The sequence below is a fragment of the Bradyrhizobium amphicarpaeae genome (assembly GCF_002266435.3).
In the GTDB taxonomy this organism is placed as follows: domain Bacteria; phylum Pseudomonadota; class Alphaproteobacteria; order Rhizobiales; family Xanthobacteraceae; genus Bradyrhizobium; species Bradyrhizobium amphicarpaeae.
Genome location: NZ_CP029426.2, coordinates 930,400 through 955,000 on the forward strand (window position 1 = coordinate 930,400; position 24,601 = coordinate 955,000).

Here is a 24,601-nt window from a genome sequence, read left to right on the forward strand (position 1 = left end):
GCATGGCGGAGCGCTGCCATGCGACCCGCGCCCCCTCTCGAACGGAGCTGAACTTGGTTCGGTTCGAAAATGTCGGATTGCGTTACGGTCTGGGGCCGGAGATCCTGCGCGACCTCAGTTTCCAGATCCCGGCGCATTCCTTCCAGTTCCTCACCGGCCCCTCCGGTGCCGGCAAGACCTCGCTGCTGCGCCTGTTGTTCCTGTCGCACAGGCCGACGCGGGGCCTCGTCAATCTGTTCGGCCACGACATCTCGCAGCTCGGCAAGGACGAGATCGCCGATCTGCGCAAGCGCATCGGCATCGTGCTGCAGGATTTCCGCCTGCTCGATCACATGACGACCTACGAGAACGTGGCGCTGCCGTTTCGCGTCATGGGCCGCAGCGAGTCGAGCTACCGCAAGGAGGTGATCGACCTGCTGCGCTGGGTCGGGCTCGGCGAGCGCATGGACGCGCTGCCGCCGATCCTGTCGGGCGGGGAGAAGCAGCGCGCGGCGATCGCGCGCGCCGTGATCTCGCGGCCGCAGCTGCTGCTCGCGGACGAGCCGACCGGCAGCGTCGACCCGACGCTGGGACGCCGCCTGTTGCGGCTGTTCATCGAGCTCAACAAATCGGGCACTGCGGTCATCATCGCGACCCACGACATCGGCCTGATGGACCAGTACGAGGCCCGCCGTCTCGTGCTGCATCAGGGACGGCTGCACGTCTATGAATAGGACCGACGAGCGCGGCGTGTTGGTCGACCTCGGACAGGAGCGTCCGCAGCTTCCGGCCAAGGCGCGCAACATGTCGCCGATCGTGCCGCGCGCTTCGATCCAGGGCCGCGCGCTGGTCGCCGTCGTCGCCATCATGACCTTCCTGGCGTCGATGACCACGGGCACGGTACTGCTGGTGAGCGCATCCGCCGCGGAATGGCAGTCGGACGTCGCAAGCGAGATCACCATCCAGGTTCGCCCGCAGGCCGGCCGCGATCTCGAACGCGACACCGCGGCGGTGACGGAAGCGATGCGCGCGCAAGCCGGAATCGTCGAGGTCAAGCCGTTCACCCGGGAGGAGAGCGGCAAGCTGCTCGAGCCCTGGCTCGGCACCGGGCTGTCGATGGACGATCTGCCGGTGCCGCGCATGATCATCGCGCGCGTGCAACCCGGCACGCCGCTCGACCTCGGCGCCCTGCGCGCGCGTGTGACCCAAATCGCGCCAAGTGCCAGCATCGACGATCATCGCGCCTGGATCGAGCGGATGCGCTCGATGACCAACGCCACCGTGCTCGCCGGCCTCGGCATCCTTGCGCTCGTCATCGTCGCCACCATCATCTCGGTCTCGTTCGCGACCCGCGGCGCCATGGCGGCGAACCGTCCGATCGTCGAGGTGCTGCATTTCGTCGGCGCCGGAGACCGCTACATCGCCAATCACTTCCTGCGTCATTTCCTCAGGCTGGGCCTGGAGGGCGGCGTGATCGGCGGCGGCGCGGCGATGCTGGTGTTCGGCTTCTCCGAGTCGATCGCCGGCTGGTTTTCCGGCACCCCCGTCGGCGATCAGTTCGCCGCGCTGCTCGGCACCTTCTCGCTGCGGCCGTCCGGCTACATCGTGCTCGCGGTCCAGGCCGTGCTGATCGGCGCCATCACCGCGGTGGCCTCACGCCAGACCCTGTTCGCGACGTTGAATGATGTGGATTGAGTGCAGTTTTCTTCCTTCTCCCCTTGTGGGAGAAGGTGCAGAAAGCGGACTCCACTTCGCCTCAAAACGTCTTAAAATCCTCCAGGAAGGGTTCACTGACATCACATGACCTCGCCGACCGACGATCAATCGCCGAACCTGCCGCGCGGCTGGCTGCGCGCGGCTTTGGTATCGACGATTGCGCTCGCCTTTGTCGGGGCGGCGGCGGGTTTCATCGCGTTTCTGTCGCAATTGCGCGGCGCCGAGATCGCCCCGAGCCGCAAGGCCGACGGCATCGTGGTCCTCACCGGCGGCTCCTCGCGTGTGTCGGATGCGATGGAGCTGCTCGCCGCCGGCTACGGCAGGCGGCTCTTGATCTCCGGCGTTCACCCGACATCGACGGCGAGCGACATCTCCCGGACGCTGCCGGAGAACCAGTCCTTCATGACCTGTTGCGTCGATCTCGATCGCACCGCGCTCTCGACCCGCGGCAATGCGGCGGAGGCGCGGCGCTGGGCCGAGGGACGCCGGTTCAGGTCGCTGATCGTGGTCACCTCGAACTATCACATGCCGCGCGCGCTGGTGGAATTCTCGCACGCGATGCCACAGACGACGCTGATCCCGTTCGCAGTGGTCGGCGACAAATGGCGCGAGGAGCCGTGGTGGACTTCGGCGTCCACCTTGCGGCTGCTGCTGTCGGAATATGTCAAGTACATCGCGGCCGAGCTCAGGGTGCGGCTGGAGGATTTCGGGATTGACCTTTCGCCCGAGATGTCGGAGCAGCCTGCAGGTCAGCAACCGAGGCGGCCCGCCACCGCCCAGGCCAATTCGCAGGCCAATTGACCGGCCATTGATCTGCAAATTAATCGGATCCTCGATGTTCTTGATTTTCCTGCGCTCGCTCCTGTTCAACGTGCTGTTCTACGCCGTGCTGGTGGGCCTTGCGATCGTGGCGCTGCCGACCTTCCTGCTGCCGCCGCGCGCCATGCTGACGGTCGCGCAATGGTGGGCGAAGGCGACGCTGGTCCTGATGCGCGTGGTCTGCAACATCAAGGTCGAATTCCGCGGTGTCGAGAACATCCCGCCGGGACCGCTGGTGATCGTGGCGAAGCACCAGTCGTTCTGGGAGACGTTCGTGCTGCCCGGATTCTTCGATCGTCCGATCTTCATCCTCAAGCGTCAGCTCATGCAGATCCCGGTGTTCGGTCAGTTCCTGGCCAAGACCGGAATGATCGCGATCGATCGCAAGGCCGGCGTGAAGGCGCTGCTGGACATGACGCGGCGGGCGCGCGAGGCGGTGCGCAGTGGGAAACAGCTCGTGATCTTTCCGGAGGGCACGCGCCGCGCGCCGGGCGCGCCGCCCGACTACAAGACCGGCTTTGCGCAGATCTATTCGTCCTGCGGCGTACCGTGCCTGCCGATCGCGCTCAACTCCGGCCTGTTCTGGCCGCGCCGCACCTTCATGCGCTATCCCGGCACGCTCGTGGTGGAGTTCCTCGATCCGTTGCCGTCGGGCCTGCCGAAGGATGAGTTTCTCTCTCGTGTGCAAACGGCGATCGAAGAGGCAACCAGCCGCCTCGTCGAAGAGGGCTGCAAGGAGCAGGAGCAATTGATCGGGGCGTCACCGAGTTACGCGCCGTCGGAGAGCTAGCGGTTGTCTCGATCGTCGGGAGCCGGCGCGTGCAGCGAATGCGCATCGCCATGCAGCATGGTCGCGAGCTGATGCAGTTGCGTATCGCGAAAGCCTTCGGCCTCGATCGCCTTCACCGTTGCGGTGACGTAGTCGCGGTTGGCGCCGGACTGGCCGTGGCCCTGGACGACGTGGCGGTGCTGCTCGGCGAGCGAGAGACGGCCGGCATATTGCACATGGCCGCGGTCGACGACGTAGGCGAGCGCAGGGACGCGCTGGCGCGCATCGTTCTCCAGCCAGACCGAGCGCATCACCTCGCGATAGACCGAAGTGACCTGCTCGCGCGCGCGCAAATATGCGACGACGTCGGCGCGGTTGTTTTCAGCGACGCGAAAGGCGATGCCGCGGCAGGCGCCGCCGCGGTCGAGCCCGAGCACCAGGCCCGGCTTTTCCGGGGTGCCGCGATGAACGAAGGAATAGACGCAGAGCGCGCGATGCTCGCCGACCAGCCGCGCCGGGACGCGCTCCTCGAACTCGAAGCCCGGCCGCCACATCAGCGAACCATAGCCGAACACCCAGAGGTCGCCCTTGGCTGTGGTAACGGAGGGGAGGGTGATCTCGGACATTTCGGGCACGGCTATCAGAACCGCGCTCCCAAGCGAAGCGGATTCTCCGCCTTTCGTCGCAGCCGAACCTCGCTTACATTTGCCATCATCTGGGGTCAAAGGGTCGCCGCATGTCCGATATGACCGTTTCCGCAGGCCGGCGCTCCCGTTGGGGCCTTTTCATCGCCCCCATCCTCGTCCTGATCCTTGCCGTCGCCTGGAGCTGCTTCTGGTTCTATGCGGCCTCGCAGGCCGAGATCGCCGCCGACGCCTGGCGGGCGCAGGAGGCCAAGGCCGGCCGCATCTATGACTGCGCCAAGCGCTCGATCGCCGGCTTCCCGTTCCGCTTCGAGGTCCAGTGCTCCGGCGCCAGCGTCTCGCTGGTGTCGCAGAACGCGAGCAGGACGCCGTTCACGGCCAAGCTCGACAACATCCTCGTCGTTGCCCAGGTGTACGATCCCAAGCTCGTCATCGCCGAATTCTCAGCGCCCGCGACGCTGACCGACGGCGTTACGCAAAACACCTTCGTGGTGAACTGGAGCAAGGGCCGCAGCAGTGTGGTCGGCCTGCCGGCTATCCCGGACCGTGCCTCGCTCGTGTTCGATGATCCCAGCCTCAACCGTCTCGACGGCAGCATGCAGGTGCCGCTCGCGCGCGCCAAGCAGGTCGAGCTGCACGGGCGCCTCGCGGAGGGATCGAAATCCGATCATCCCGTGATCGAAACCGTGCTCCATGTCGCGCAGGGCAGCATCCAGGGCGTTCATCCCTTGCTTGCCGAGCCGTTCGAAGCGGACACGCGGGCCAGGATCACCGGCCTCTCGGACCTGACGCCGAAGCCCTGGCCGCAGCGCTTCCGCGAGATCCAGGCCGCGGGCGGTCACATCGAGATCGTGCAGTCGCGGATCCAGCAGGGCGAGATGATCGCGGTTGCGGCCGGCACGCTCGGCCTCTCGGTCAACGGCCGGCTCGACGGCGAATTGCAGATGACGGTGACGGGCCTCGAACGCGTGATCCCGGCGCTCGGCATCGAGAAGATGCTGGAAGAGGGCGTGCCGCAGGCAACGCTCGACCGCGTCGCGCCCGGCGTGAAGTCGCAGGACCTCAACAATCTGTTCGGCGCGCTCGATCGTGCGGTGCCCGGCCTCGGCAAGGTCATCAAGCAGAACGCCAATGCCGGCGTTGCCGCCGGCATCAATTCGATCGGCACCGAGAGCACGCTGGAAGGCAAGAAGGCGCGCAGCTTCCCGCTGAAATTCGTCGACGGCGCCGTGCTGCTGGGCCCGGTCAAGGTCGGCCAGATCCCGCCGCTGTATTAGTTGGATCCCGTAGCCCGCATGAGCGAAGCGATATGCGGGACCGTCCCGGATGTCGCTGCGCTCTTCCGGGCTACGGCAGTGTCCGTTACGGCTTCTTCAGCGCCCCGTGCTGGCGGCCGAAATCCGCGGCCGCTGAATCCTGGCCGATCTCGACGATGCCGCGGCGGATGGCACGGGTGCGGGTGAAATGGTCGAACAGCGCTTCGCCGTCACCGCGCCGGATCGCGCGCGTCAGTTTTGAAAGGTCCTCGGTGAAGGTGCCGAGCATCTCCAGCACGGCTTCCTTGTTGGCGAGGAAGACGTCGCGCCACATCGTCGGGTCCGAGGCCGCGATGCGGGTGAAGTCGCGAAAACCGCCGGCGGAGAACTTGATCACCTCGGATTCCGTGACCTGCGCCAGCTCGTCGGCGGTGCCGACGATGGTGTAGGCGATCAGGTGCGGCAGATGGCTGGTGATCGCCAGCACGAGATCGTGATGATCCGGCGTCATCACCTCGACCTTGGCGCCCATCGCAGCCCAGAACGCGCGCAGGCGATCGGTGGCCGCGGCATCGACGCCTTCCGGCGGGGTGAGAATGCACCAGCGGTTGATGAAGAGCTCGGCGAAACCCGAATCCGGTCCCGAATGCTCGGTGCCGGCGACAGGATGCGCGGGCACGAAATGAACCGTCTTCGGCAGGTGCGGCGCCATGTCCCTGACGATGGCGCCCTTGACCGAGCCGACGTCGGACACGATCGCGCCGGGCTTCAGGTGCGCGGCAATCTCCTGCGCCACCGGCCCGCAGGCGCCGACGGGAATACAGAGGATGACGAGGTCGGCATCCTTCACGGCGTCCGCATTGGTCGCCACGACCTGATCGACGATGCCGAGCTCCATCACCCGCGCGCGGGTCCTTTCCGATCGCGCGGTGGTGACGATCTCGCCGGCCAGGCCCTGGAGCTTCGCAGCGCGCGCGATCGAGCCGCCGATCAGGCCGAAGCCGATCAGCGCGACGCGCTGGAAGTGCGGCGCGCTGCTCATTTGCCGGCCATGAAATCGCGAAGGCCATCCAACACGAGGCGGTTGGCCTCCTCGGTGCCGATGGTCATGCGCAGCGAATGCGGCAGGCCGTAGTTCTTCAGGCCGCGCAGCACCAGGCCGCGCTTGGTCAGGAACGCGTCGGCCTCGTCGGCGGTCTTGCCCTTGTCGGTCGGGAAATGGATCAGCACGAAATTGGCGACGCTCGGCGTCACCTTCAATCCGAGCTTGCCGATCTCCTCGGTCAGCCGGTTGCGCCAGGTCTCGGTGAACTGCTTCGACATCGCCTGGTGCGCGGTGTCCTCGATCGCGGCGACCGCGGCGTACATCGCCGGCGTCGACACGTTGAAGGGACCGCGGATGCGGTTGACGGCGTCGATGATGTGCTCGGGCCCGAACATCCAGCCGATGCGCAGCGCGGCGAGGCCGTGGATCTTGGAGAAGGTGTGGGTCACCACGGTATTCTCCGTGGTGGCGACCAGCTCGATCCCCATCTCGTAATCGTTGCGCGAGACGTAGTCGCTATAGGCGGCGTCGAGCACCAGCAGCACGTGCGAGGGCAGGCCGGCCCGCAGCCGCTTGACCTCGTCGAACGGGATATAGGTCCCGGTCGGATTGTTGGGGTTGGCGAGCCAGACCAGCTTGGTCTTCGGCGTCACCGCCTTGAGGATCGCGTCGACGTCGCAGGTGAGGTTCTTCTCGGCTGCAACGACGTTCTTGGCGCCGACCGCCATGGTCGCGATCGGGTAAACCAGGAAGCCGTGCGTGGTGGAGATCGCCTCGTCGCCGTGGCTGAGATAGGTGTGGGCGAGCAGATTGAGGATCTCGTCCGAGCCGGCGCCGCAGATGATCCGGTTCGGGTCAAGGCCGAAGGCGCGGCCGATCGCCTCGCGCAGCACGCGCGAGGTTCCTTCAGGATAGTCCTCCAGGTGATCCGCCACGTTCTTGAACGCCTCGATCGCCTTGGGCGAGGGCCCGAACGGCGTCTCGTTGGCGGAGAGCTTGAACACCTTGCGGCCCGGCTCGGCGACCGGGCTCTTGCCGGGCGTGTAGGGCGCAATATCGAGAATGCCGGGATTCGGCACGGGGCGGGACATCTTGAACTCCGAAAATGGCGGGGCGCGGCGCGTGGTTTACGATTTTGCCCCGGTCGGGGGCACCGTATAGCGCGTTGCGTGGCTGCCGACGAGGGCCGTGGACCGCACCGAGGCCCCCGCCTCGATCAGGGCAGCCCTGATTTTGTCGATGCTGGTCGCGCTCGTGACCGAGATCAGCAGCGCGGCGCCGTCGAAGGCGGTATCGGGCACCGCGACGATCTCGGCGAGCGGCGACAGGGCGCGCGCGACCTCGGCGTTCCACCCGGACACGCGGACGCTGAAGGTCTCGACCTCGGTCACCAGGGCGCTGTCGGGGACGCGCGAGATCGCGAACACCGGCAATGCGGCCGGATGGTCGGCACGCTCGACGAAGGGCATGCGCGCGATGATCTTCGGCGCGCCTTTTTCCTCGAGCGAGAGCCACCACGGCGTGCGGCTCGACGTCGCCGAGACCAGCGCCAGGTCGCCCTTGGATTTCGCCACCGCCTCGACCGCGGCCTGCGCGCTGAAATGCGCGACGTAAGGGACGGTGAAACCAAAATGGAAGCGCGCGGAATCGCGCATCGCCGGCTCGCTCACGGAGATGTCGGCATGCACGGAGAACGGCGCCTGCACGTAAGTGAACGTCGAGATGATGACGCGCCAGATGCTCTCGACCGTGTCGAGCGGCAGGATGCCGCGATGCCGCTGCACGAGGTCGCGCATCATCGAGGCCTCGCGCGCCGGGCGGAACGCCGAGCCGACCTCCTGGGTCTGCTTCACCTGGATCAGGCGGTCGATGATGTCGCCGCGCTGCATCAGCAGGCGATGCATGCCCTCGTCGATCGCGTCGATCTCCTTGCGCAGTTCCTGCAGCGATGGTGGCGCGGGCGGAATTTGGGACATGTCTGGCGGTCGATCGTTCCGATGGGGGATGCCCTGATTAGGCAGTCAGGGCTGCGAAAGCAAAGAGAAATGACGCTGCTTTCCGTCGACGGCGTGGCAGGCGAATTTGGTCGATCCTGTCAGCGACTTGACGAAAACCTCCCAAGACGGTAGCTTTTGCCCGTTCCGTGGTCATTTGAGCCGGCCGGCTTGCAGCCACGTTAAAAAACTCGCTAAACAGGCCGGGGACGTTTTCGATCCCGGCCGAACCTATCGTTCAGGCCGGGTTTTTCATGGCCTGATTTCAATGCGGTCTCGAGCCCGACCGCAAACGAGGTCGATGGTCAGATGGGTGACGTCAAGTCGATACCGAGTCCTGCGATCAGCGCCGACGAGCGGTCGCACGAGGTGGATCATCCAAGCTCGCAGATCGCGCATTTCGGCGCCGAGCAGCCGCTGCGGCTCGATTGCGGCGTCGATCTCACCCCGTTCCAGATCGCCTACCAGACCTATGGCGAGCTCAACGCCGATCGCTCCAACGCGGTGCTGATCTGCCATGCGCTGACCGGCGATCAGCATGTCGCCAACGTGCATCCCGTCACCGGCAAGCCAGGCTGGTGGGAGACGCTGGTCGGCCCCGGCCGCCCCATCGATCCCAAGCACTACTTCATCATCTGCTCCAACGTGATCGGCGGCTGCATGGGCTCGACCGGGCCGGCGTCGATCAATCCCGCCACCGGCAAAGTGTGGGGCCTGGAATTCCCCGTGATCACCATCCCCGACATGGTGCGTGCACAGGCCATGCTGATCGACCGGCTCGGCATCGACACGCTGTTTGCGGTGGTCGGCGGCTCGATGGGCGGCATGCAGGTGCTGCAATGGACCGCGGCCTATCCGGGCCGCGTGTTCTCCGCGCTGGCGATCGCCTGCGCGACGCGGCACTCGGCGCAGAACATCGCCTTCCACGAGCTCGGCCGCCAGGCGGTGATGGCCGATCCCGACTGGCGTGGCGGCGGCTACGCCGATCAGGGCATCCATCCGCATCGCGGGCTGGCGGTGGCGCGGATGGCCGCGCACATCACCTATCTCTCCGACGCCGCGCTGCATCGCAAGTTCGGCCGGCGCATGCAGGACCGTGAGCTGCCGACCTTCTCGTTCGACGCCGACTTCCAGGTCGAGTCCTATCTGCGCTACCAGGGCTCGTCCTTCGTCGAGCGGTTCGATGCCAATTCCTATCTCTATCTGACGCGCGCGATGGATTACTTCGACATCGCCGCCGACCATGGCGGCGTGCTCGCGAAGGCGTACGCGGACATCAAGACCCGCTTCTGCGTGGTCTCCTTCACCAGCGACTGGCTGTTCCCGACCTCGGAATCGCGCGCGCTGGTGCACGCGCTGAACGCCTCGAGCGCGCGGGTGTCGTTTGCCGAGATCGAGACCGATCGCGGCCACGACGCCTTCCTGCTCGACGTGCCCGAATTCCTCGATATCTCCCGCGCGTTCCTGCAATCGGCGGGCAAGGCGCGCGGACTGAAGGATGGCTAGCATGTCCGTGCAGGAAGTATTGCCGCTGGGCGGCGTTGCGACCGGGCAGTCCGGTGATTTTCGCGCCGATCATCGGCTGGTGGCCGAGATGGTCAAGCCCGGCTCGAAAGTGCTCGACGTCGGCTGCGGCGAGGGCGATCTGCTTCAGTTGCTGGAAAACCGCGGCATCGACGGCCGCGGCATCGAGCTGTCGCGCGAGGGCGTCAACCGCTGCGTCGCCAAGGGGCTGGCGGTGGTGCAGGGCGATGCCGACACCGACCTCGTCAACTATCCGGATGACGCCTTCGACTACGTGATCCTGTCGCAGACGCTGCAGGCAACGCGTCAGCCGCGCGTGGTGCTGGAGAACCTGCTGCGCATCGGCCGCCGTGCCATCGTCTCGTTCCCGAATTTCGGCTTCTGGAAGATGCGGCTCCAGCTCCTGATCGGCGGCCACATGCCGCGCACCGAGAATTTGCCGGCAACCTGGTACGACACCGCCAACATCCATTTCTGCACCATCAAGGATTTCGTCGAGCTCTGCGACGAGATCAACGTCAAGATGGAGCGTTCGGTGGCGCTCGACCTCTACGGCCGGCCGGTGCCGCTCAACCTGCCCTGGTGGGTGTGGAACATGTTCGGCGAGCAGGCTGTGTTTCTGCTCAGCAGGGGTAGCGGAAAGTAGCTTTTCGTCATTGCGAACGACCGTAGCCCGGGTGGAGCGCAGCGCAATCCGGGGCGATCGTGCCGCGCGCAAGAAACCCGGATTACGCTTGCGCTCCATCCGGGCTACGCTGCTCTCTCCGTCATTCCGGGGCGTGCGAAGCGCGAGCTATGATGCGCAATCGCGCATCTGAGAATCCATCGTGCCACAGCGCTTGTCGCCTAATGGATTCCGGGCCTGCCCCTTCGGCGCATCCCGGAATGACAGCTAATGCGCCACCAGCGAGCGCGGATCCCGCACCGGCCAACGCCCCGCTTCCACCAGCGTCACGAACCGTCCGACGCTCTCGTTGAACAGCGCGGGCTCTTCGAGGTTGAGCACGTGACCCGACTTCGGAAACATCGCGAGTCCGGCCGCAGGCAGATGCTGCTTCAGGAACAGGCTCGGTCCGATGCAGGGATCGTCCTCGTCGCCGCAGATGATCAGCGCAGGCGTGGATGCTTTCTTGATCGCTTCCGTCATCGCAAAGATCGAGGGGCGGCCGCCCTGGAAGCCACGCATCGTGCGCGCCGAGCCTTTGGAATCGTGGCGCGCCAGCGCGGCGTAGAAATCGGCGTGGCCGCGCGGGTCCTTCACCAGGAAGGGAATCCGGCTCGGCGCCTCGCGCGTGACTTTCGCGACATCCGCGGAGCCCAGCGTCTCGAACTGCTCGGCATTGGCGCGGCACTGCTTGCGCCAGGCCTCCAGGTTCTCGATCTCCGAGCCCGAGCCGACGCCGGCCAGCGTCATCGACAGCGCGCGCTGCGGCGCGTTGAGCCCGATCTGGAGCGACGAGTAGGCGCCCATCGACAGGCCGACCAGATGCGCGCGCTCGATCTTGAGATGATCGAGCACCGCGAGCGCATCGGTGTAGAAATGCGTGTAGCTGTAGACCTCGCCATCAGGCACGTCCGACGGCGTGTAGCCGCGCGCCGAATAGGTGATGCAGCGGTGGCCGCGCGAAAAGTAGCGCATCTGCGGCTCCCAATTGGTATGGTCGGCAGCGAATTCGTGCAGAAAAATGATTGGCGTTCCCTGACCCGCTTCCTCGAAATAGATGCGGACGTCGTCCCTGGTCGTGGCGTGGGGCATTAACCGTTTCCCTCTCTTGAAGCCGCCTCTGCAGGATCGCAGTTAATGCTGTTGTCCGCAATGCGGCAGCCTCGATCCAGTATCGGCACAAAATCATCGCAGCCATTCACGCGGCGCGGCGTCTTTTTCTCGCCACATCCGGCGGCTTAACGGCCAGCTGGATGTCGACTCTTGCACGGGTCGACGGGAAATGGGGGTGTCAACGAAGGATGAAGAATGGTTGAGTTGTTTGCGTATCGCCTGTCGCGTTGTGTTGTCGCGCTGGCGATTTTCTCCGCGGCATTTGCCGTATTCGTTTCTCCGGCCTCCGCGCGGCCTCATCATCGTCACAGCGCAGAGCGGCACGCTTACGTGCATCACGCCAGCAGATATCATCATCGCTATTCCTCGCGCTTCGAACGCGACGCTGCGAGACTTCAGTCCTCGGGTTTCGGCAATACGTTTGCCAGCTACGATCCGAATGCCAATGGCGGCGGCATGACCTTCAACACGAACGGCACCATGGGCTCGAATATGACCTCGTGGGGTGGCGCCGAGATGGGACAGGGGCGCAATATGAGCCGCGCTGGCCGCATCAGCCGCGCGCGCAACATGAGCCCGGCCGTGCAGATGAGCCATGCGGGGAACGGCGACAACGCCGCTATGAGCGGAGGCTTCGGCGGTGGCTCCGGCCTGGTCTCGGAAGCGCGGCGTTATGTCGGCGGCAATCCGACCGGGCGCGGCAGCCTGTGGTGCGCGCGCTTCATGAACATGGTGCTGGAGAAGACCGGTCATCGCGGCACCGGCTCCGACATGGCGAACTCCTTCGCCCATTACGGCACGCGCGTCTCCGGTCCGCAGGTCGGCGCCATCGCGGTGATGTCGCGCGGCCGCCGCGGCGGACATGTCGGCATCATCACCGGCATCGACGCGCAGGGCAATCCGATCATGATCTCCGGCAATAACGGCAACCGCGTCCGCGAAGCCCCGGTCTCGCGCGGCCGGATCTATGCCTATGTGATGCCGAATTGAGGTGACGACAGCGCTGGTCTCGTAGGGTGGGCAAAGCGAAGCGTGCCCACGGCTTCTGCGAACTCAGAGAAGTGGTGGGCACGGCGCAAAGGCGCCTTTGCCCACCCTACGGCGCGGGTGCCAGCTCACACCAGTCTCGGCTCTTCCACCGCGACGGCATCGCCGACGCCGATCTCGCCACCCTCGATCACCTCGGCATAGATGCCGCAATCCATGTGGCCGAGGTTGCGCGAGAGTGTCGGCGGGATCTCGAGATCGCGCTTGGCCGTCACCGGGTCGACATTGGTGGCCGGGCAGCGGACGATGCGCTTGACCACCTTCAGCCGTGCCGCGCCGATCGCCAGCGTCTGGCCGACGAGATCGAGCTCGGACCAGGCCGGCCAGCCCTTCAGGTAGAGATTGGCGCGGAAGCGCAGCGGATGCACGGCGGCGCCGCCCAGCATATCCTCGATGGCGCGGACGCTGCCGAGGTTGATGATCGAGACCACCTTGCGGGCGACATCGGAAAAGCTGTGGTCGCGGCCGGACAGGAGCTTGGGCGCGCCCCTCAACTCCGGCTGAAAGTTCTCGCTGAAATACGTCTCGATGGTGGCGCGCCCGGCCGCGGTCCCGAGGTCGCCGCTGGCGACGGTCTGGCCGTCCCGGCGGATGGTCAAGACATTGGTGGTGTCGTCGAAGCGGCTGTCGAGTTCGGCCAGCCGCTCATTGCGTGCCAGCATCAGGAACTGGATTTTCGGCTTCCACGCCGGCTGCTCCGGATCGAAGCCGCTCGGACCGTTCTCGATGGCGTAGCGGCGGTCGGCGGGGAGAGTCTGGCCGGGCCGTAAGGGAACGCGGGCGAGCGGTTCCGGCGTCAGGCCCTTGATCGGGTAGCGGTAGAGGCCGGTGATTTCGGCAGTGTGGCTGACTGGCATTGCGGTAGGGGTCATGCCGCTACTTAAGGGATTCGACCCGGCCCCGCCAGCCGGCGGATCGGCGCACGAAATTGTGAACTCGCCTCTTTCGCATCTGCGACCTGCTTCCCACATCTGCCTCAGGCCGGTGGCAACATCGGCAAAATACGACCGTTACCGGTTGAGAAACGTCAATGCGGTCATCGGAAACCCAATGAAGATGCCGTTTGGAGTGCCTTAGAGGGCTCCAGGGGCAGGCCGAGGGACAGAAAAGATGAATATCGACAAATATACCGAACGCTCCAGGGGCTTCATCCAGTCCGCGCAGTCGCTCGCGATGCGCGAGGGGCACCAGCAATTTTCGACCCTGCACCTCCTCAAGGTGCTTCTCGACGACAGCGAGGGGCTGGCCGGCGGTCTGATCGACCGCGCCGGCGGCAATTCCCGCGCAATCCTGAAGGCGACCGAGGACGCCCTCGGCAAGGTGCCGAAGGTCTCCGGCGGCGGCGCCGGCCAGATCTATCTGGCGCCCGAGCTCGCCCGCACTTTTGATGTCGCCGAAAAGGCTGGTGAGAAGGCCGGCGACAGCTTCGTCACGGTCGAGCGGCTGCTGCTCGGCCTGACGCTGGAAAAGACCAGCGAGGCCGGCGCGATCCTCGCCAAGGGCGGCGTCACCCCGCAAAACCTCAATGCCGCGATCGAGGCGCTGCGCAAGGGACGTACGGCCGATTCGGCCACGGCCGAGAACGCGTACGACGCGCTGAAAAAATATGCCCGCGACCTGACCCAGGCTGCGCGTGACGGCAAGCTCGATCCGGTCATCGGCCGCGACGAGGAGATCCGCCGCACCATCCAGGTGCTGTCGCGCCGGACCAAGAACAATCCCGTCCTGATCGGCGAACCCGGCGTCGGCAAGACCGCCATCGCCGAGGGCCTCGCGCTGCGCATCGTCAACGGTGACGTGCCGGAGAGCCTGAAGGACAAGAAGCTGCTCTCGCTCGACCTCGGCGCGTTGATCGCGGGTGCAAAATACCGCGGTGAGTTCGAGGAGCGGCTGAAGGCCGTGCTCCAGGAAGTGACCGGGAGCGAGGGCACCTTCATCCTGTTCATCGACGAGATGCACACGCTGATCGGCGCCGGCAAGGGCGACGGCGCGATGGACGCGTCGAACCTGTTGAAGCCGGCGCTCGCCCGCGGCGAGCTGCACTGCATCGGCGCGACCACGCTCGACGAGTACCAGAAGCACGTCGAGAAGGACGCCGCACTGGCGCGGCGCTTCCAGCCGATCTTCGTCAGCGAGCCCTCGGTCGAGGACACCATCTCGATCCTGCGCGGCCTGAAGGACAAGTACGAGCAGCACCATGGCGTGCGGATCACCGATTCCGCGCTCGTGGCGTCGGCGACGCTGTCCAACCGCTACATCACCGACCGTTTCCTGCCCGACAAGGCGATCGACCTCATGGACGAAGCCGCGGCGCGGCTGAAGATGCAGGTCGATTCCAAGCCGGAAGAGCTCGATTCGATGGATCGGGAAATCATCCGGCTCAAGATCGAACAGGAAGCATTGAAGAAAGAGAGCGATGCCGGTTCGAAGAGCCGCCTGCAGACGTTGGAGAAAGAGCTGGCCGACCTCGAGGAGAAGTCCGCGGCGCTGACGGCACGCTGGAGTGCGGAGAAGAACAAGCTCTCCGACGCCCAGAAGCTGAAGGCCGAGCTCGACGGCCTGCGCGTCGATCTCGCCAACGCCCAGCGGCGCGGTGAATTCCAGAAGGCCGGCGAATTGGCCTATGGCCGGATCCCCGAGCTCGAGAAGCAGCTTGCCGACATCGAGGCCAAGGAGAACTCCGGCGAGATGATGGAGGAGGCGGTCACCGCCAACCACATCGCGCAGGTGGTCTCGCGCTGGACCGGCGTGCCCGTCGACAAGATGCTGGAGGGCGAGAAAGACAAGCTCCTGAGGATGGAAGACTCCCTCGGCAAGCGCGTCGTCGGACAGGCCGAAGCCGTGCATGCAGTTGCGACCGCCGTGCGACGTTCGCGCGCGGGCCTGCAGGACCCGAACCGGCCGATGGGCTCGTTCATGTTCCTGGGGCCCACCGGCGTCGGCAAGACCGAGCTGACCAAGGCGCTCGCCGAGTATCTCTTCAACGACGAGACCGCGATGGTCCGCCTCGACATGTCCGAATACATGGAGAAGCATTCGGTCTCGCGACTGATCGGCGCGCCTCCGGGCTATGTCGGCTATGACGAGGGCGGCGCGCTCACCGAAGCGGTGCGGCGCCGGCCCTACCAGGTGGTGCTGTTCGACGAGATCGAGAAGGCGCATCCTGACGTCTTCAACGTCCTGCTGCAGGTACTCGACGACGGCCGCCTGACCGACGGCCAGGGCCGCACTGTCGACTTCCGCAACACGCTGATCATCATGACCTCGAACCTCGGTTCGGAATTCCTGGTGAACCAGCCGGAGGGCGAGGACACCTCGGCCGTGCGCGAGCAGGTGATGGGAATGGTGCGCGGGCATTTCCGCCCCGAATTCCTCAACCGCGTCGACGAGATCATCCTGTTCCACCGCTTGCAGCGCAGCGAGATGGGCCGGATCGTCGAGATCCAGTTCGCGCGGCTGCAGAAGCTCTTGACCGATCGCAAGATCGTGCTGACGCTCGACGCCGCCGGCCGCGACTGGCTCGCCGCAAAGGGCTGGGACCCCGCCTACGGCGCAAGGCCGCTGAAGCGCGTGATCCAGCGCCACGTCCAGGACCCGCTCGCCGAGATGATCCTGGCCGGCGACGTCAAGGACGGCGACAGCGTCGCGATCTCCTCGGAAGGCAACGTCTTGACCTTCAACGGCAAGGCGCCGCAGACCGCCGAGATTGCGCAGTTCGAGGCGCCGCCGGCGAAGCGCAAGCTGAACTGAGAGCGTCGGCCGAAGGCTGAAAAGATAAAACGCCCCGGAGAGGCCACCCTCTCTGGGGCGATTTTTTGTGATGGTTCGTTCGCTGATTGTGGATGCGCAGCGCGGCTTGCCGAGGGCGTGCACCCTTCGCAGTACGGCCTTACCGACATATGCACGTCATCTACAATTTTGACGCACTGCACGCAAAAGAAGTGTTGTCAAAATATAACACGTAAAGCGCTTTATCCCTATGGTTGTGCGAATCTTCTTGAACAATTCGTCACGCCGTCGCCACAATCCCTAACGGGGAGTTAAGGGGGCGTGAGATGCGTGGCGTGGGGGCGTTGCGTCGCAGAGTCGTTTTGGCAATCGGCCTCTTAGCCGCGACTCTGGCGGTTGCAGGGTGTGAGACGTTTCAAGGGCGTCCGGCTCGATTGTATTCGGTTGCCGACGAATTGGTAATGGCCCGCGAAAGATTGCCAGATATCGCGGAGAGCTATCGGCTGGCGTTTCTCGATGATGATCGAAAATTTCATCGCACCGAATACATTGCTTTGAGAATGTACATTATCGATGCCGAATACACGGAGTTTGAGTCTTCTCTAACAAAAGAACGTGGAGAGTTTGGATTTACAACAGCATTGGTTACGCAAGGGCTCACGACTGCCGGCGCTGTGTTTACACCAGCGAATACTGTAAGGACCTTGAGCGCTCTTGCTGGCGGCGTAAATGCGAGCCGCGGCTTTTATGACTCAGAACTTCTCGTCAATAAGACAATTCAGATTGTTCAGGCGCAAATGGAGGCGAAGCGCGACATCGTCGCTGCACGCATATTCAGTAAAGTCGATCTCTCGCCGAGGTTGTATCCTCTCTCTGCCGCATTGCATGATCTGGAGGACTATTATCGTGCAGGTACGCTGACCGCGGGGCTCATCAAGGCCGCCGCCGAAGCCGGAGAAGCCGCAAAGGATGCCTCTGACAAAAAAGAACTGGTCATGAGGCTTCAAGGAGGAAAATTCGACGCCAAGGACGACACCATTAAGTTGGTGCAAAAATATCTGGCGCCGAACAGCACCAAGAACGGGGTTCGGACGGCGATTCTATCGCAATGTTTAATTCCGCTGGGCTTCAAGTCAGCTCCAGCTGCTTATGCACTCGATCCCGGTAGTCGAGGCGTGAGATTGATCATGATACAGTGCGCCGCAAAAGCAGGCGATCCAATGTGAAGTCTAAGGAGGGTCACAAAATGTCACTTACAGAAGTGCCAGTACAATTTGACGACAAGGATGAATTGAAAACTCAGATTGAGTTCTTCATCGGTCAGCCATCTGCGAGAAAGATTGAGATTACCAAGGCTGGGGCGGGGTATGATGTCGTTTTCACGACTGACGATACACCGCCAGCGCCCGCGACGGGCGTTGCATAGCGTGCGGTAAATCCACGCCGAGATTATTCATTGTCCGAAATTGATTGAGGGAGCCATGCCAGAGACGAAAACGGATCTATCGGCTGACGACGCGAAAAAGCTGGCGGTTGACGCGCTCGACAAGGAGACGACAAAAAAAGTCACGCTTGAGAGCAAGGACGGACAAAAGTGGACGGTGACTATCGAGCCCTGAGCTTGGAGACTCATGGGCGAAGGACGGATAACAACGCACTGTCTGGCAGCCGTCACCTATCTAGATGATACGCGGCCGTCAGGTGCCAAGTCGGTCGGCTCAATGGATCGCGCCTGGAATTATTTCTTCACCGCTTTATAGATCGCATTCTCCACGTCCGACGAGAAGTAGATCACGCCATTCGCCCCGACGCCCACTCCCGTCGGAATGTTGCTCGGCAATCCACCCGGTGTGCCCGGCAGCCCAATCGGGAGATTGGCCGCGATCTCGGTGACCGTGCCGCTATCCGGCGCGATCGCGATCAGCCGCTTGGCGCCGACTTCCGCCACGATCAGCGTGCCGTCGCCAGCGCGCGCGATGCCCTCCGGCATCTTCAGCTCCTTGGCGACCACGGTCTTTTCGCCATTGGCATCGATCCGGGACACGGTGCCTGAAAAGGCCTCGGTGAGGTAGACCTCGTCGGTCTTGCCGCGGACGAGGCCGACCGGGCCTTCGAGGTCGCCGATCACAGTGGTGCGGTCCTTGCCGTGCTCGCCGCTCACCTTGACCAGCGATTTGGTGCCGAGCTCGGCGACCAAGATGCTGCCGTCGGCGAGCACGATTGCGTCGTGCGGCGCCTTGAAGCCGTGCAGCATGTCGCGGGTGGCGCCGGTCTTGCCGTCGATCACCTGCACCGTGCCGGTGAACCAGCTCGACAGCACCACGTCGTTGCCCCTCGCCGTCGCGCTCATGGGATATTCGAGCGTGGTGCCGTCGGCGTGCATGCGCGCCTTCTCGGTGACCTCGCCGGTCGTACCGTCCACCGTGCGATAGGCGAACACGTCGGCGATGTGGATCGTATCCTTGCCGTCGTCCGACGTGACGCCGATGCCGCCGGGCAGCGCGAGCTTGCCGATGATGATCTGCCTGGCCTGGCCGGTCGCCGGATCGACTTCCTGGATGCCGTTGTCGGCCATGTTGGAGACGTAGATGCGGTCCTTGTCGTCGATGGCGAGATTGTCCAGCGACGGCTTCAGCTGCGCGACCGTGGTCTTGGTGCCTGATTTGGGATCGACCCGGACGAGCTGGCCGAGCGCGGTGTCGACCACCCACAGATTGCCCCTGGAATCGAAGTTCACCGCGGCCGGGACCTTGAAGCCGTCGGCGACGACGGTGAGCTCGGCCTTGTCGACGTCGACTTTTGCGACCTGGCCCTTGAACCAGAGCGGACCGTAAAGCCTGTCGTCGGGACCGAATTCGAAGCCGTTGAGGCCGCCCATCTTCTCCATGATCTGGCGCGGCGGCTTCACGCCCTCGACGTCGATCTCGTAGAGCGTGTCGCCGAGGAAAACGGTGGTGGCGTAGAGCCTGCCGTCCTTGCGGAAGGCGAGCGAGTTGATGCCGGGAAGGCCGGATGCGAGCTTCTTGATCGGGCCGTCGCCCTTGCGCGCATAGAGATCGCCGGTCAGGAATCCGGTCCAGGCCATGGTGCCGTCGGGCGCGAACGCGATGTCGTCGGCCATTCCGACCGGAGAAGGGATTGCAACCTTGGCGGTACCGGCGGATATGTCGACCTCGTAGAGCGCCGCGCCGGCGACGCTGCCGGCGAACAGACGCCCGGCCTTGTCGATGCCGAGCCCGTGCACGCCATGGAATGCCGAGCCCTGGACCAGCTTGGTGACCTCCCAGGTCTCGGCCGATACGCTCGTGGTGGCAAAAAGGGCTGCGACGAATGCTGCGCAGGCGAGCCTGTTGTTCATGGCGAAACCTCCCGTTTTTGGAAAGTATTCGCCGCTGATGCCGCTTTGGCAAACGAAACTTTAAATTGTGACGCTGCGACGCGGGCCTTGCGCGAGGACGCCGCGTTCGGATCGCTTCTGGAGAGGTCAGGCCGATGCCGGCCGGTCGCTACTGCCGGTTGCTGACCTGCAAGGGGCCGCCAGTTGCGTCCGACATGCGGGCGATCGCGCCGCCGCGGCCGCTCATCATGCTGTCGAGCCGGTCGCGCTCCTTCTCGAAGCTTGCCAGCACGGTGCCTTCCAGCGAGCGGCCGCGCGGCAGCTTCACGCGCAGCGGATCGACGAAGCGGCCGTTGACCAGGATTTCGTAGTGGACGTGCGGGCCCGTCGATTGGCCGGTCGAGCCGACGAAGCCGATCACTTGGCCCTGGCGCACCTTCTTGCCGGGCTCCATGCCCTTGGCAAAGGCCGACATGTGGCCGTAGGCGGTCTCGTAGCCGTTGTTGTGCTTGATACGGATGTATTTGCCGTAGCCGCCCTCGAGTTGCGCCTTCTCGATCACGCCATTGCCGGCAGAGAAGATCGGTGTGCCGTAGGAGGTGGCCCAGTCGACGCCGGTGTGCATCTTCACATAGCCCAGGATCGGGTGGCGGCGGCCGCCGAAGCCCGAGCGCATGATGGCGTTGTTGACGGGCTTCCTGACCAGGAACTTCTTCGCGCTCTTGCCGGTCTCGTCATAGTAGTCGACGACGCCGTCGTCGGGGCTCTGGTAGCGATAGTATCGCTTGGTCTCGCCGCCGACGGTGAGGGAGGCGAACAGCACGTCGTTCTTTTCGCTCGACGTCACGCCCTCGTCCTCGCCGGCGTAGAACACGTCGAAGGAATCGCCCGGCTGCACCTTGCGCTGGAAATCCACGTCGTAGGAGTAGATCTTGATCATGTCGTCGATGACGGGCATCGGCACTTTGTTGCGCATCGCGGTCTCGTAGATGCTCTGGTAGAGCCTCACGCCGGAGCCGTCGTCATCATCGTCGTCTTCGCTGCTGGTGCTGGCAGCGGCGTCGGCGACGGTATTCATGCTGGAGACGTCGACCGCGACGTATTTGCCGAGATCGGACAGCGCCGCGATCGCCTCGACCATGGTCTCGTTGGCGACGACGACACGGTAGGGCTGGAGGCGGGCGCCGGGGCTCGCCGGCGCCATCAGGATGCGGAGCTTCTCGCCTTCCTTGATGCCGCCGTCGCGGCCGCGGGGGCCGAGCGTCGCGGTGATCGCCTTGATCTCGTCGGCGTTCGCGCCGAGATCGCGCAGCACCGAGGCGACGCTGTCGCCCTTCTTGACCAGATGGATGCGTTCGCCGTTGGGATTTCCGCCGGTGATCTGCTCCTTGGTCTTGGGCAGCAGCGTCACGTTTTCCGGCACCACGCGGGTCTCGAAGCCGGCATAGGGATCGGATGGCGAGGCTTCGGCGGCGTAGGCGCTTCGGATGTCGGAGGGGCCGGTCGCGCCCGAGATGTCGGCGGCGGCGTTGGCGAGCGAGGCGTAGCGCACCCCGCCATTGCCGCGCCAGTTGGCGGCGTCGCGCACCCGCATCAGGATGTCGTCGAGCGCGACCACGGCGGAAATCTTGGCCTTCGGCAGCACCGCCGACAGGTCCTTGGTGACGAAGGAGACTTCCGCGTCGGGCTCGACGGCTTCCGGATTGTTCGGGTCTTCCGCTGCCGCCTTCGGATCGGAGCCGACATCGGTGAGCAGGCGCTGGGCGTTGAACGGCGGGATCTTCGCCGACAGGTCGCTCGTCGTCATCGACAGATTGCCGGCGATCCGCACGAAGGGGCGCACCCGCATCACGTCACGGTTGCCGACGCGGGCGACGGTGGAGACGCGCACGATATTGCGGGACGCGGTGGATTCGCTCGGTGGCGGCAGGCGGTCGCTCTTGTGCAGCGTGGCGGCGCGATCGGCGGCGCCGAATGCGCCGCGCAGCGCGCCCTCGACCCGCTCCGGCACCTTGGCGAAGGTCATCTCGCCGTCGAGCGATGCGAAAACGGCGCCGCCGATCAAGGCTGCGCCGCAGAGTCCGGTCAGGATTGTCCCGCTGAACCATTGCACCGAAACGCGGCGGCGATCGATCACGGCGGCCTCGGAACCGTCGACGGACAGCGGCGGCTCGTGGCCGAGATCGATGATCCCGGTCTCACGCCCGTAAGCGCCGCGTGATGTCCTGTGGTTCACTCAAGTCCCCCAATCAACGACCCAAGAAGCCCGGTTCTAACCTCGTCCCTGGCCGCCCTCTTGAAGGGGGATCGCCGGGAAAAGGCAAGCCGCGCAGGCGTTCGCGCTCAGAAGGCCCCGCGAAGGGCCCGGCCGAAATTACGAACAGCTGGACGGAAAAAGCTCTCTCGATGTCTCTCGAATGTCGGAGGAAGGCCGCGTCATCTGCAAGATCGCCTTCCTCTGACCCCATGAAAACCGCCGGCAGCCCCCACTGGCATCCCTGCGATTCAAGCTTGTCTCTTATCAGAACGCCGCGGGATTGTGGCTCAAGTACGGCGCCTGTCATGGAAAAAGTTTCCTGAACGTCCGGGGGGCAGGGGCCTCCCGACAGGAGGCCGCAAGCCGCTTCCTGGCGCAAAGGTACGGCAAGCCGCTCCTCAAGCCCTCCCGACTTTCCTGGCAGAGTATCTGGCCCAAGCATCTGCCCAAGCCGCCCGACCCGCGCGCCAGCCACTCGTCAGGCCGTTCCGCTGGGGGTTAACAGGTCGCTCCCTAAGGGGCGCTCCACAACCCCTCCCAGGCCGGCTCCGGAGCCCCCTGGGGCCCAAACTTTTTTCAAGTTTTTTCGCCGACCCGATCGGATCGGCGCGTTTGCGGCCCCTGTAACCCTCTGGAAACGCGTTGTTTTTTGCGACAATCAACTGTGCGACGATTTGTTGACGATGGGCGTTGACAATCCCGAGTGCGGGGGCCTATAACCCGACCACTGAGCGCGGCGCCGCCGGGTCACTGACCAAGGCGAGCGAACGCGCCACTGATGCTCCTCACCTCGTTGAGTGCACAACAGCCGACACAAATCGGTTGGAGTTCATTCGTCGTCGGTAAGGGTGTCGGAACCCTTCCACTCTGGAAGGTTGGGGCCTCCTGGTCCCGGGCTGTTTGACAAGTGAAGATGAAGAAAGAGAAACGTGGACGGCGGAGTCCTTGCGGGTCTCGCATTTAAAGAGCTTCGGCTTTTTGGATCGGGACCGGACGAAAGACTTCGGCGGTACACGTTTTCAAGGAAACACCATCGTTGCCCGCGATGTGAATCGCAGGCAGCACATCGACTTCGGTCGATAATGGTGGGACCTCGTCAAACGTTGTGATCAGCCGGTTCAAAGTTCAAGTCCAACTTGAGAGTTTGATCCTGGCTCAGAGCGAACGCTGGCGGCAGGCTTAACACATGCAAGTCGAGCGGGCGTAGCAATACGTCAGCGGCAGACGGGTGAGTAACGCGTGGGAACATACCTTTTGGTTCGGAACAACACAGGGAAACTTGTGCTAATACCGGATAAGCCCTTACGGGGAAAGATTTATCGCCGAAAGATTGGCCCGCGTCTGATTAGCTAGTTGGTGAGGTAATGGCTCACCAAGGCGACGATCAGTAGCTGGTCTGAGAGGATGATCAGCCACATTGGGACTGAGACACGGCCCAAACTCCTACGGGAGGCAGCAGTGGGGAATATTGGACAATGGGGGCAACCCTGATCCAGCCATGCCGCGTGAGTGATGAAGGCCCTAGGGTTGTAAAGCTCTTTTGTGCGGGAAGATAATGACGGTACCGCAAGAATAAGCCCCGGCTAACTTCGTGCCAGCAGCCGCGGTAATACGAAGGGGGCTAGCGTTGCTCGGAATCACTGGGCGTAAAGGGTGCGTAGGCGGGTCTTTAAGTCAGGGGTGAAATCCTGGAGCTCAACTCCAGAACTGCCTTTGATACTGAAGATCTTGAGTTCGGGAGAGGTGAGTGGAACTGCGAGTGTAGAGGTGAAATTCGTAGATATTCGCAAGAACACCAGTGGCGAAGGCGGCTCACTGGCCCGATACTGACGCTGAGGCACGAAAGCGTGGGGAGCAAACAGGATTAGATACCCTGGTAGTCCACGCCGTAAACGATGAATGCCAGCCGTTAGTGGGTTTACTCACTAGTGGCGCAGCTAACGCTTTAAGCATTCCGCCTGGGGAGTACGGTCGCAAGATTAAAACTCAAAGGAATTGACGGGGGCCCGCACAAGCGGTGGAGCATGTGGTTTAATTCGACGCAACGCGCAGAACCTTACCAGCCCTTGACATGTCCAGGACCGGTCGCAGAGATGTGACCTTCTCTTCGGAGCCTGGAGCACAGGTGCTGCATGGCTGTCGTCAGCTCGTGTCGTGAGATGTTGGGTTAAGTCCCGCAACGAGCGCAACCCCCGTCCTTAGTTGCTACCATTTAGTTGAGCACTCTAAGGAGACTGCCGGTGATAAGCCGCGAGGAAGGTGGGGATGACGTCAAGTCCTCATGGCCCTTACGGGCTGGGCTACACACGTGCTACAATGGCGGTGACAATGGGATGCTAAGGGGCGACCCTTCGCAAATCTCAAAAAGCCGTCTCAGTTCGGATTGGGCTCTGCAACTCGAGCCCATGAAGTTGGAATCGCTAGTAATCGTGGATCAGCACGCCACGGTGAATACGTTCCCGGGCCTTGTACACACCGCCCGTCACACCATGGGAGTTGGTTTTACCTGAAGGTAGTGCGCTAACCCGCAAGGGAGGCAGCTAACCACGGTAGGGTCAGCGACTGGGGTGAAGTCGTAACAAGGTAGCCGTAGGGGAACCTGCGGCTGGATCACCTCCTTTCTAAGGATGATCCTTCAGCGAGCTTCGGCTCACTATCGGATCGTTTTAGAAACATCAGTGGCCAACAATCGTCAGGATTGTTGAGCT

At 63.9% G+C, this 24,601-nt stretch carries 20 protein-coding genes, 1 rRNA gene and 1 riboswitch; of the genes, 13 read left to right on the forward strand and 8 right to left on the reverse strand.

The features are described from left to right. Window positions 1–53 precede the first annotated feature (53 nt). From ftsE to CIT40_RS04570, 4 genes are all read left to right on the forward strand, one after another. Window positions 54–713, forward strand: a complete 660-nt coding sequence (ftsE, locus tag CIT40_RS04555; RefSeq protein WP_063694655.1) for a cell division ATP-binding protein FtsE — start codon at window positions 54–56, stop codon at window positions 711–713. Continuing rightward, window positions 706–1,674, forward strand: a complete 969-nt coding sequence (locus CIT40_RS04560) for a cell division protein FtsX (protein ID WP_094895926.1) — start codon at window positions 706–708, stop codon at window positions 1,672–1,674. The genes ftsE and CIT40_RS04560 overlap by 8 nt, the downstream gene beginning before the upstream one ends. A 105-nt stretch (window positions 1,675–1,779) precedes the next feature. Continuing rightward, the gene (locus CIT40_RS04565; protein WP_094895927.1) at window positions 1,780–2,496 is read left to right on the forward strand and encodes a YdcF family protein; all 717 of its coding nucleotides are present in this window, start codon (window positions 1,780–1,782) and stop codon (window positions 2,494–2,496) included. 34 nt (window positions 2,497–2,530) lie between these two features. Further along, entirely contained in the window at window positions 2,531–3,304 is a 774-nt protein-coding gene (locus CIT40_RS04570; RefSeq protein ID WP_094895928.1) for a lysophospholipid acyltransferase family protein, read from the forward strand. Here CIT40_RS04570 and CIT40_RS04575 read toward each other — a convergent pair. Further along, entirely contained in the window at window positions 3,301–3,909 is a 609-nt protein-coding gene (locus CIT40_RS04575) for a gamma-glutamylcyclotransferase (RefSeq protein ID WP_162307348.1), read from the reverse strand. The two genes, CIT40_RS04570 and CIT40_RS04575, sit on opposite strands and share 4 nt — an antisense overlap. A gap of 110 nt (window positions 3,910–4,019) precedes the next feature. Between CIT40_RS04575 and CIT40_RS04580 the strand changes: the two genes are divergently transcribed. Then, on the forward strand, window positions 4,020–5,204 hold the full coding sequence (locus CIT40_RS04580; protein WP_094895930.1) for a DUF2125 domain-containing protein: 1,185 nt from the start codon (window positions 4,020–4,022) through the stop codon (window positions 5,202–5,204). 85 nt (window positions 5,205–5,289) lie between these two features. On the opposite strand, the gene CIT40_RS04585 is transcribed toward CIT40_RS04580, so the two are convergent. The 3 genes from CIT40_RS04585 to CIT40_RS04595 are packed head-to-tail and all read right to left on the reverse strand — an operon-like array spanning window position 5,290 to window position 8,204. Then, window positions 5,290–6,225, reverse strand: a complete 936-nt coding sequence (locus CIT40_RS04585; protein WP_094895931.1) for a prephenate/arogenate dehydrogenase family protein — start codon at window positions 6,223–6,225, stop codon at window positions 5,290–5,292. Beyond that, window positions 6,222–7,319 carry a histidinol-phosphate transaminase gene (gene hisC, locus CIT40_RS04590; RefSeq protein WP_094895932.1) on the reverse strand — a complete coding sequence of 366 codons (1,098 nt, stop codon included), beginning with the start codon at window positions 7,317–7,319 and terminating at the stop codon, window positions 6,222–6,224. Before hisC ends, CIT40_RS04585 begins: the two co-directional genes overlap by 4 nt. A gap of 36 nt (window positions 7,320–7,355) precedes the next feature. After that, a complete protein-coding gene (locus tag CIT40_RS04595) occupies window positions 7,356–8,204 on the reverse strand; it encodes a chorismate mutase (RefSeq protein ID WP_094895933.1) in 849 nt (282 codons plus the stop codon). A 157-nt stretch (window positions 8,205–8,361) separates the two neighbouring features. Beyond that, window positions 8,362–8,441: riboswitch (SAM riboswitch) on the forward strand. Window positions 8,442–8,531: 90 nt separating this feature from the next. Here CIT40_RS04595 and metX point away from each other — a divergent pair. Beyond that, window positions 8,532–9,728, forward strand: coding sequence for a homoserine O-acetyltransferase MetX (gene metX / locus CIT40_RS04600; RefSeq protein ID WP_094895934.1), 1,197 nt, complete (start codon window positions 8,532–8,534; stop codon window positions 9,726–9,728). Window position 9,729: 1 nt separating this feature from the next. Further along, window positions 9,730–10,392, forward strand: a complete 663-nt coding sequence (metW, locus tag CIT40_RS04605; protein WP_162307349.1) for a methionine biosynthesis protein MetW — start codon at window positions 9,730–9,732, stop codon at window positions 10,390–10,392. A gap of 246 nt (window positions 10,393–10,638) precedes the next feature. On the opposite strand, the gene CIT40_RS04610 is transcribed toward metW, so the two are convergent. Continuing rightward, a complete protein-coding gene (locus CIT40_RS04610) occupies window positions 10,639–11,502 on the reverse strand; it encodes an alpha/beta fold hydrolase (RefSeq protein ID WP_094895936.1) in 864 nt (287 codons plus the stop codon). 216 nt (window positions 11,503–11,718) lie between these two features. Between CIT40_RS04610 and CIT40_RS04615 the strand changes: the two genes are divergently transcribed. Further along, the gene (locus CIT40_RS04615; RefSeq protein ID WP_094895937.1) at window positions 11,719–12,513 is read left to right on the forward strand and encodes a TIGR02594 family protein; all 795 of its coding nucleotides are present in this window, start codon (window positions 11,719–11,721) and stop codon (window positions 12,511–12,513) included. Between the two features lie 125 nt (window positions 12,514–12,638). Here CIT40_RS04615 and CIT40_RS04620 read toward each other — a convergent pair whose 3' ends face one another. Next, window positions 12,639–13,427 (reverse strand): MOSC domain-containing protein, encoded by a 789-nt coding sequence (locus CIT40_RS04620; RefSeq protein WP_094895938.1) that lies wholly within the window; start codon window positions 13,425–13,427, stop codon window positions 12,639–12,641. 253 nt (window positions 13,428–13,680) lie between these two features. Here CIT40_RS04620 and clpB point away from each other — a divergent pair, with 253 nt between their 5' ends. The 4 genes from clpB to CIT40_RS04640 all read left to right on the forward strand — a co-directional run bounded on the left by clpB (window position 13,681) and on the right by CIT40_RS04640 (window position 17,918). Further along, window positions 13,681–16,320: an ATP-dependent chaperone ClpB gene (gene clpB, locus CIT40_RS04625; protein WP_094895939.1), complete on the forward strand. Its 2,640-nt coding sequence runs from the start codon at window positions 13,681–13,683 to the stop codon at window positions 16,318–16,320. Window positions 16,321–16,625: 305 nt separating this feature from the next. Further along, entirely contained in the window at window positions 16,626–17,525 is a 900-nt protein-coding gene (locus CIT40_RS04630; protein WP_094895940.1) for a hypothetical protein, read from the forward strand. A gap of 20 nt (window positions 17,526–17,545) precedes the next feature. Beyond that, complete coding sequence (locus tag CIT40_RS04635; protein WP_148667166.1) at window positions 17,546–17,725, forward strand: hypothetical protein; 180 nt, start codon at window positions 17,546–17,548, stop codon at window positions 17,723–17,725. A gap of 55 nt (window positions 17,726–17,780) precedes the next feature. After that, window positions 17,781–17,918, forward strand: coding sequence for a hypothetical protein (locus CIT40_RS04640; RefSeq protein WP_155525986.1), 138 nt, complete (start codon window positions 17,781–17,783; stop codon window positions 17,916–17,918). A gap of 119 nt (window positions 17,919–18,037) precedes the next feature. Here the strand turns inward: CIT40_RS04640 and CIT40_RS04645 are convergent, their stop codons facing one another. Next, window positions 18,038–19,657, reverse strand: coding sequence for an NHL repeat-containing protein (locus CIT40_RS04645; RefSeq protein WP_094895942.1), 1,620 nt, complete (start codon window positions 19,655–19,657; stop codon window positions 18,038–18,040). 148 nt (window positions 19,658–19,805) lie between these two features. Beyond that, a complete protein-coding gene (locus CIT40_RS04650) occupies window positions 19,806–21,872 on the reverse strand; it encodes a M23 family metallopeptidase (protein WP_094895943.1) in 2,067 nt (688 codons plus the stop codon). A gap of 1,153 nt (window positions 21,873–23,025) precedes the next feature. Between CIT40_RS04650 and CIT40_RS04655 the strand changes: the two genes are divergently transcribed. Further along, window positions 23,026–24,514, forward strand: a 16S ribosomal RNA gene (locus tag CIT40_RS04655). The last annotated feature ends 87 nt before the right edge of the window (window positions 24,515–24,601 follow it).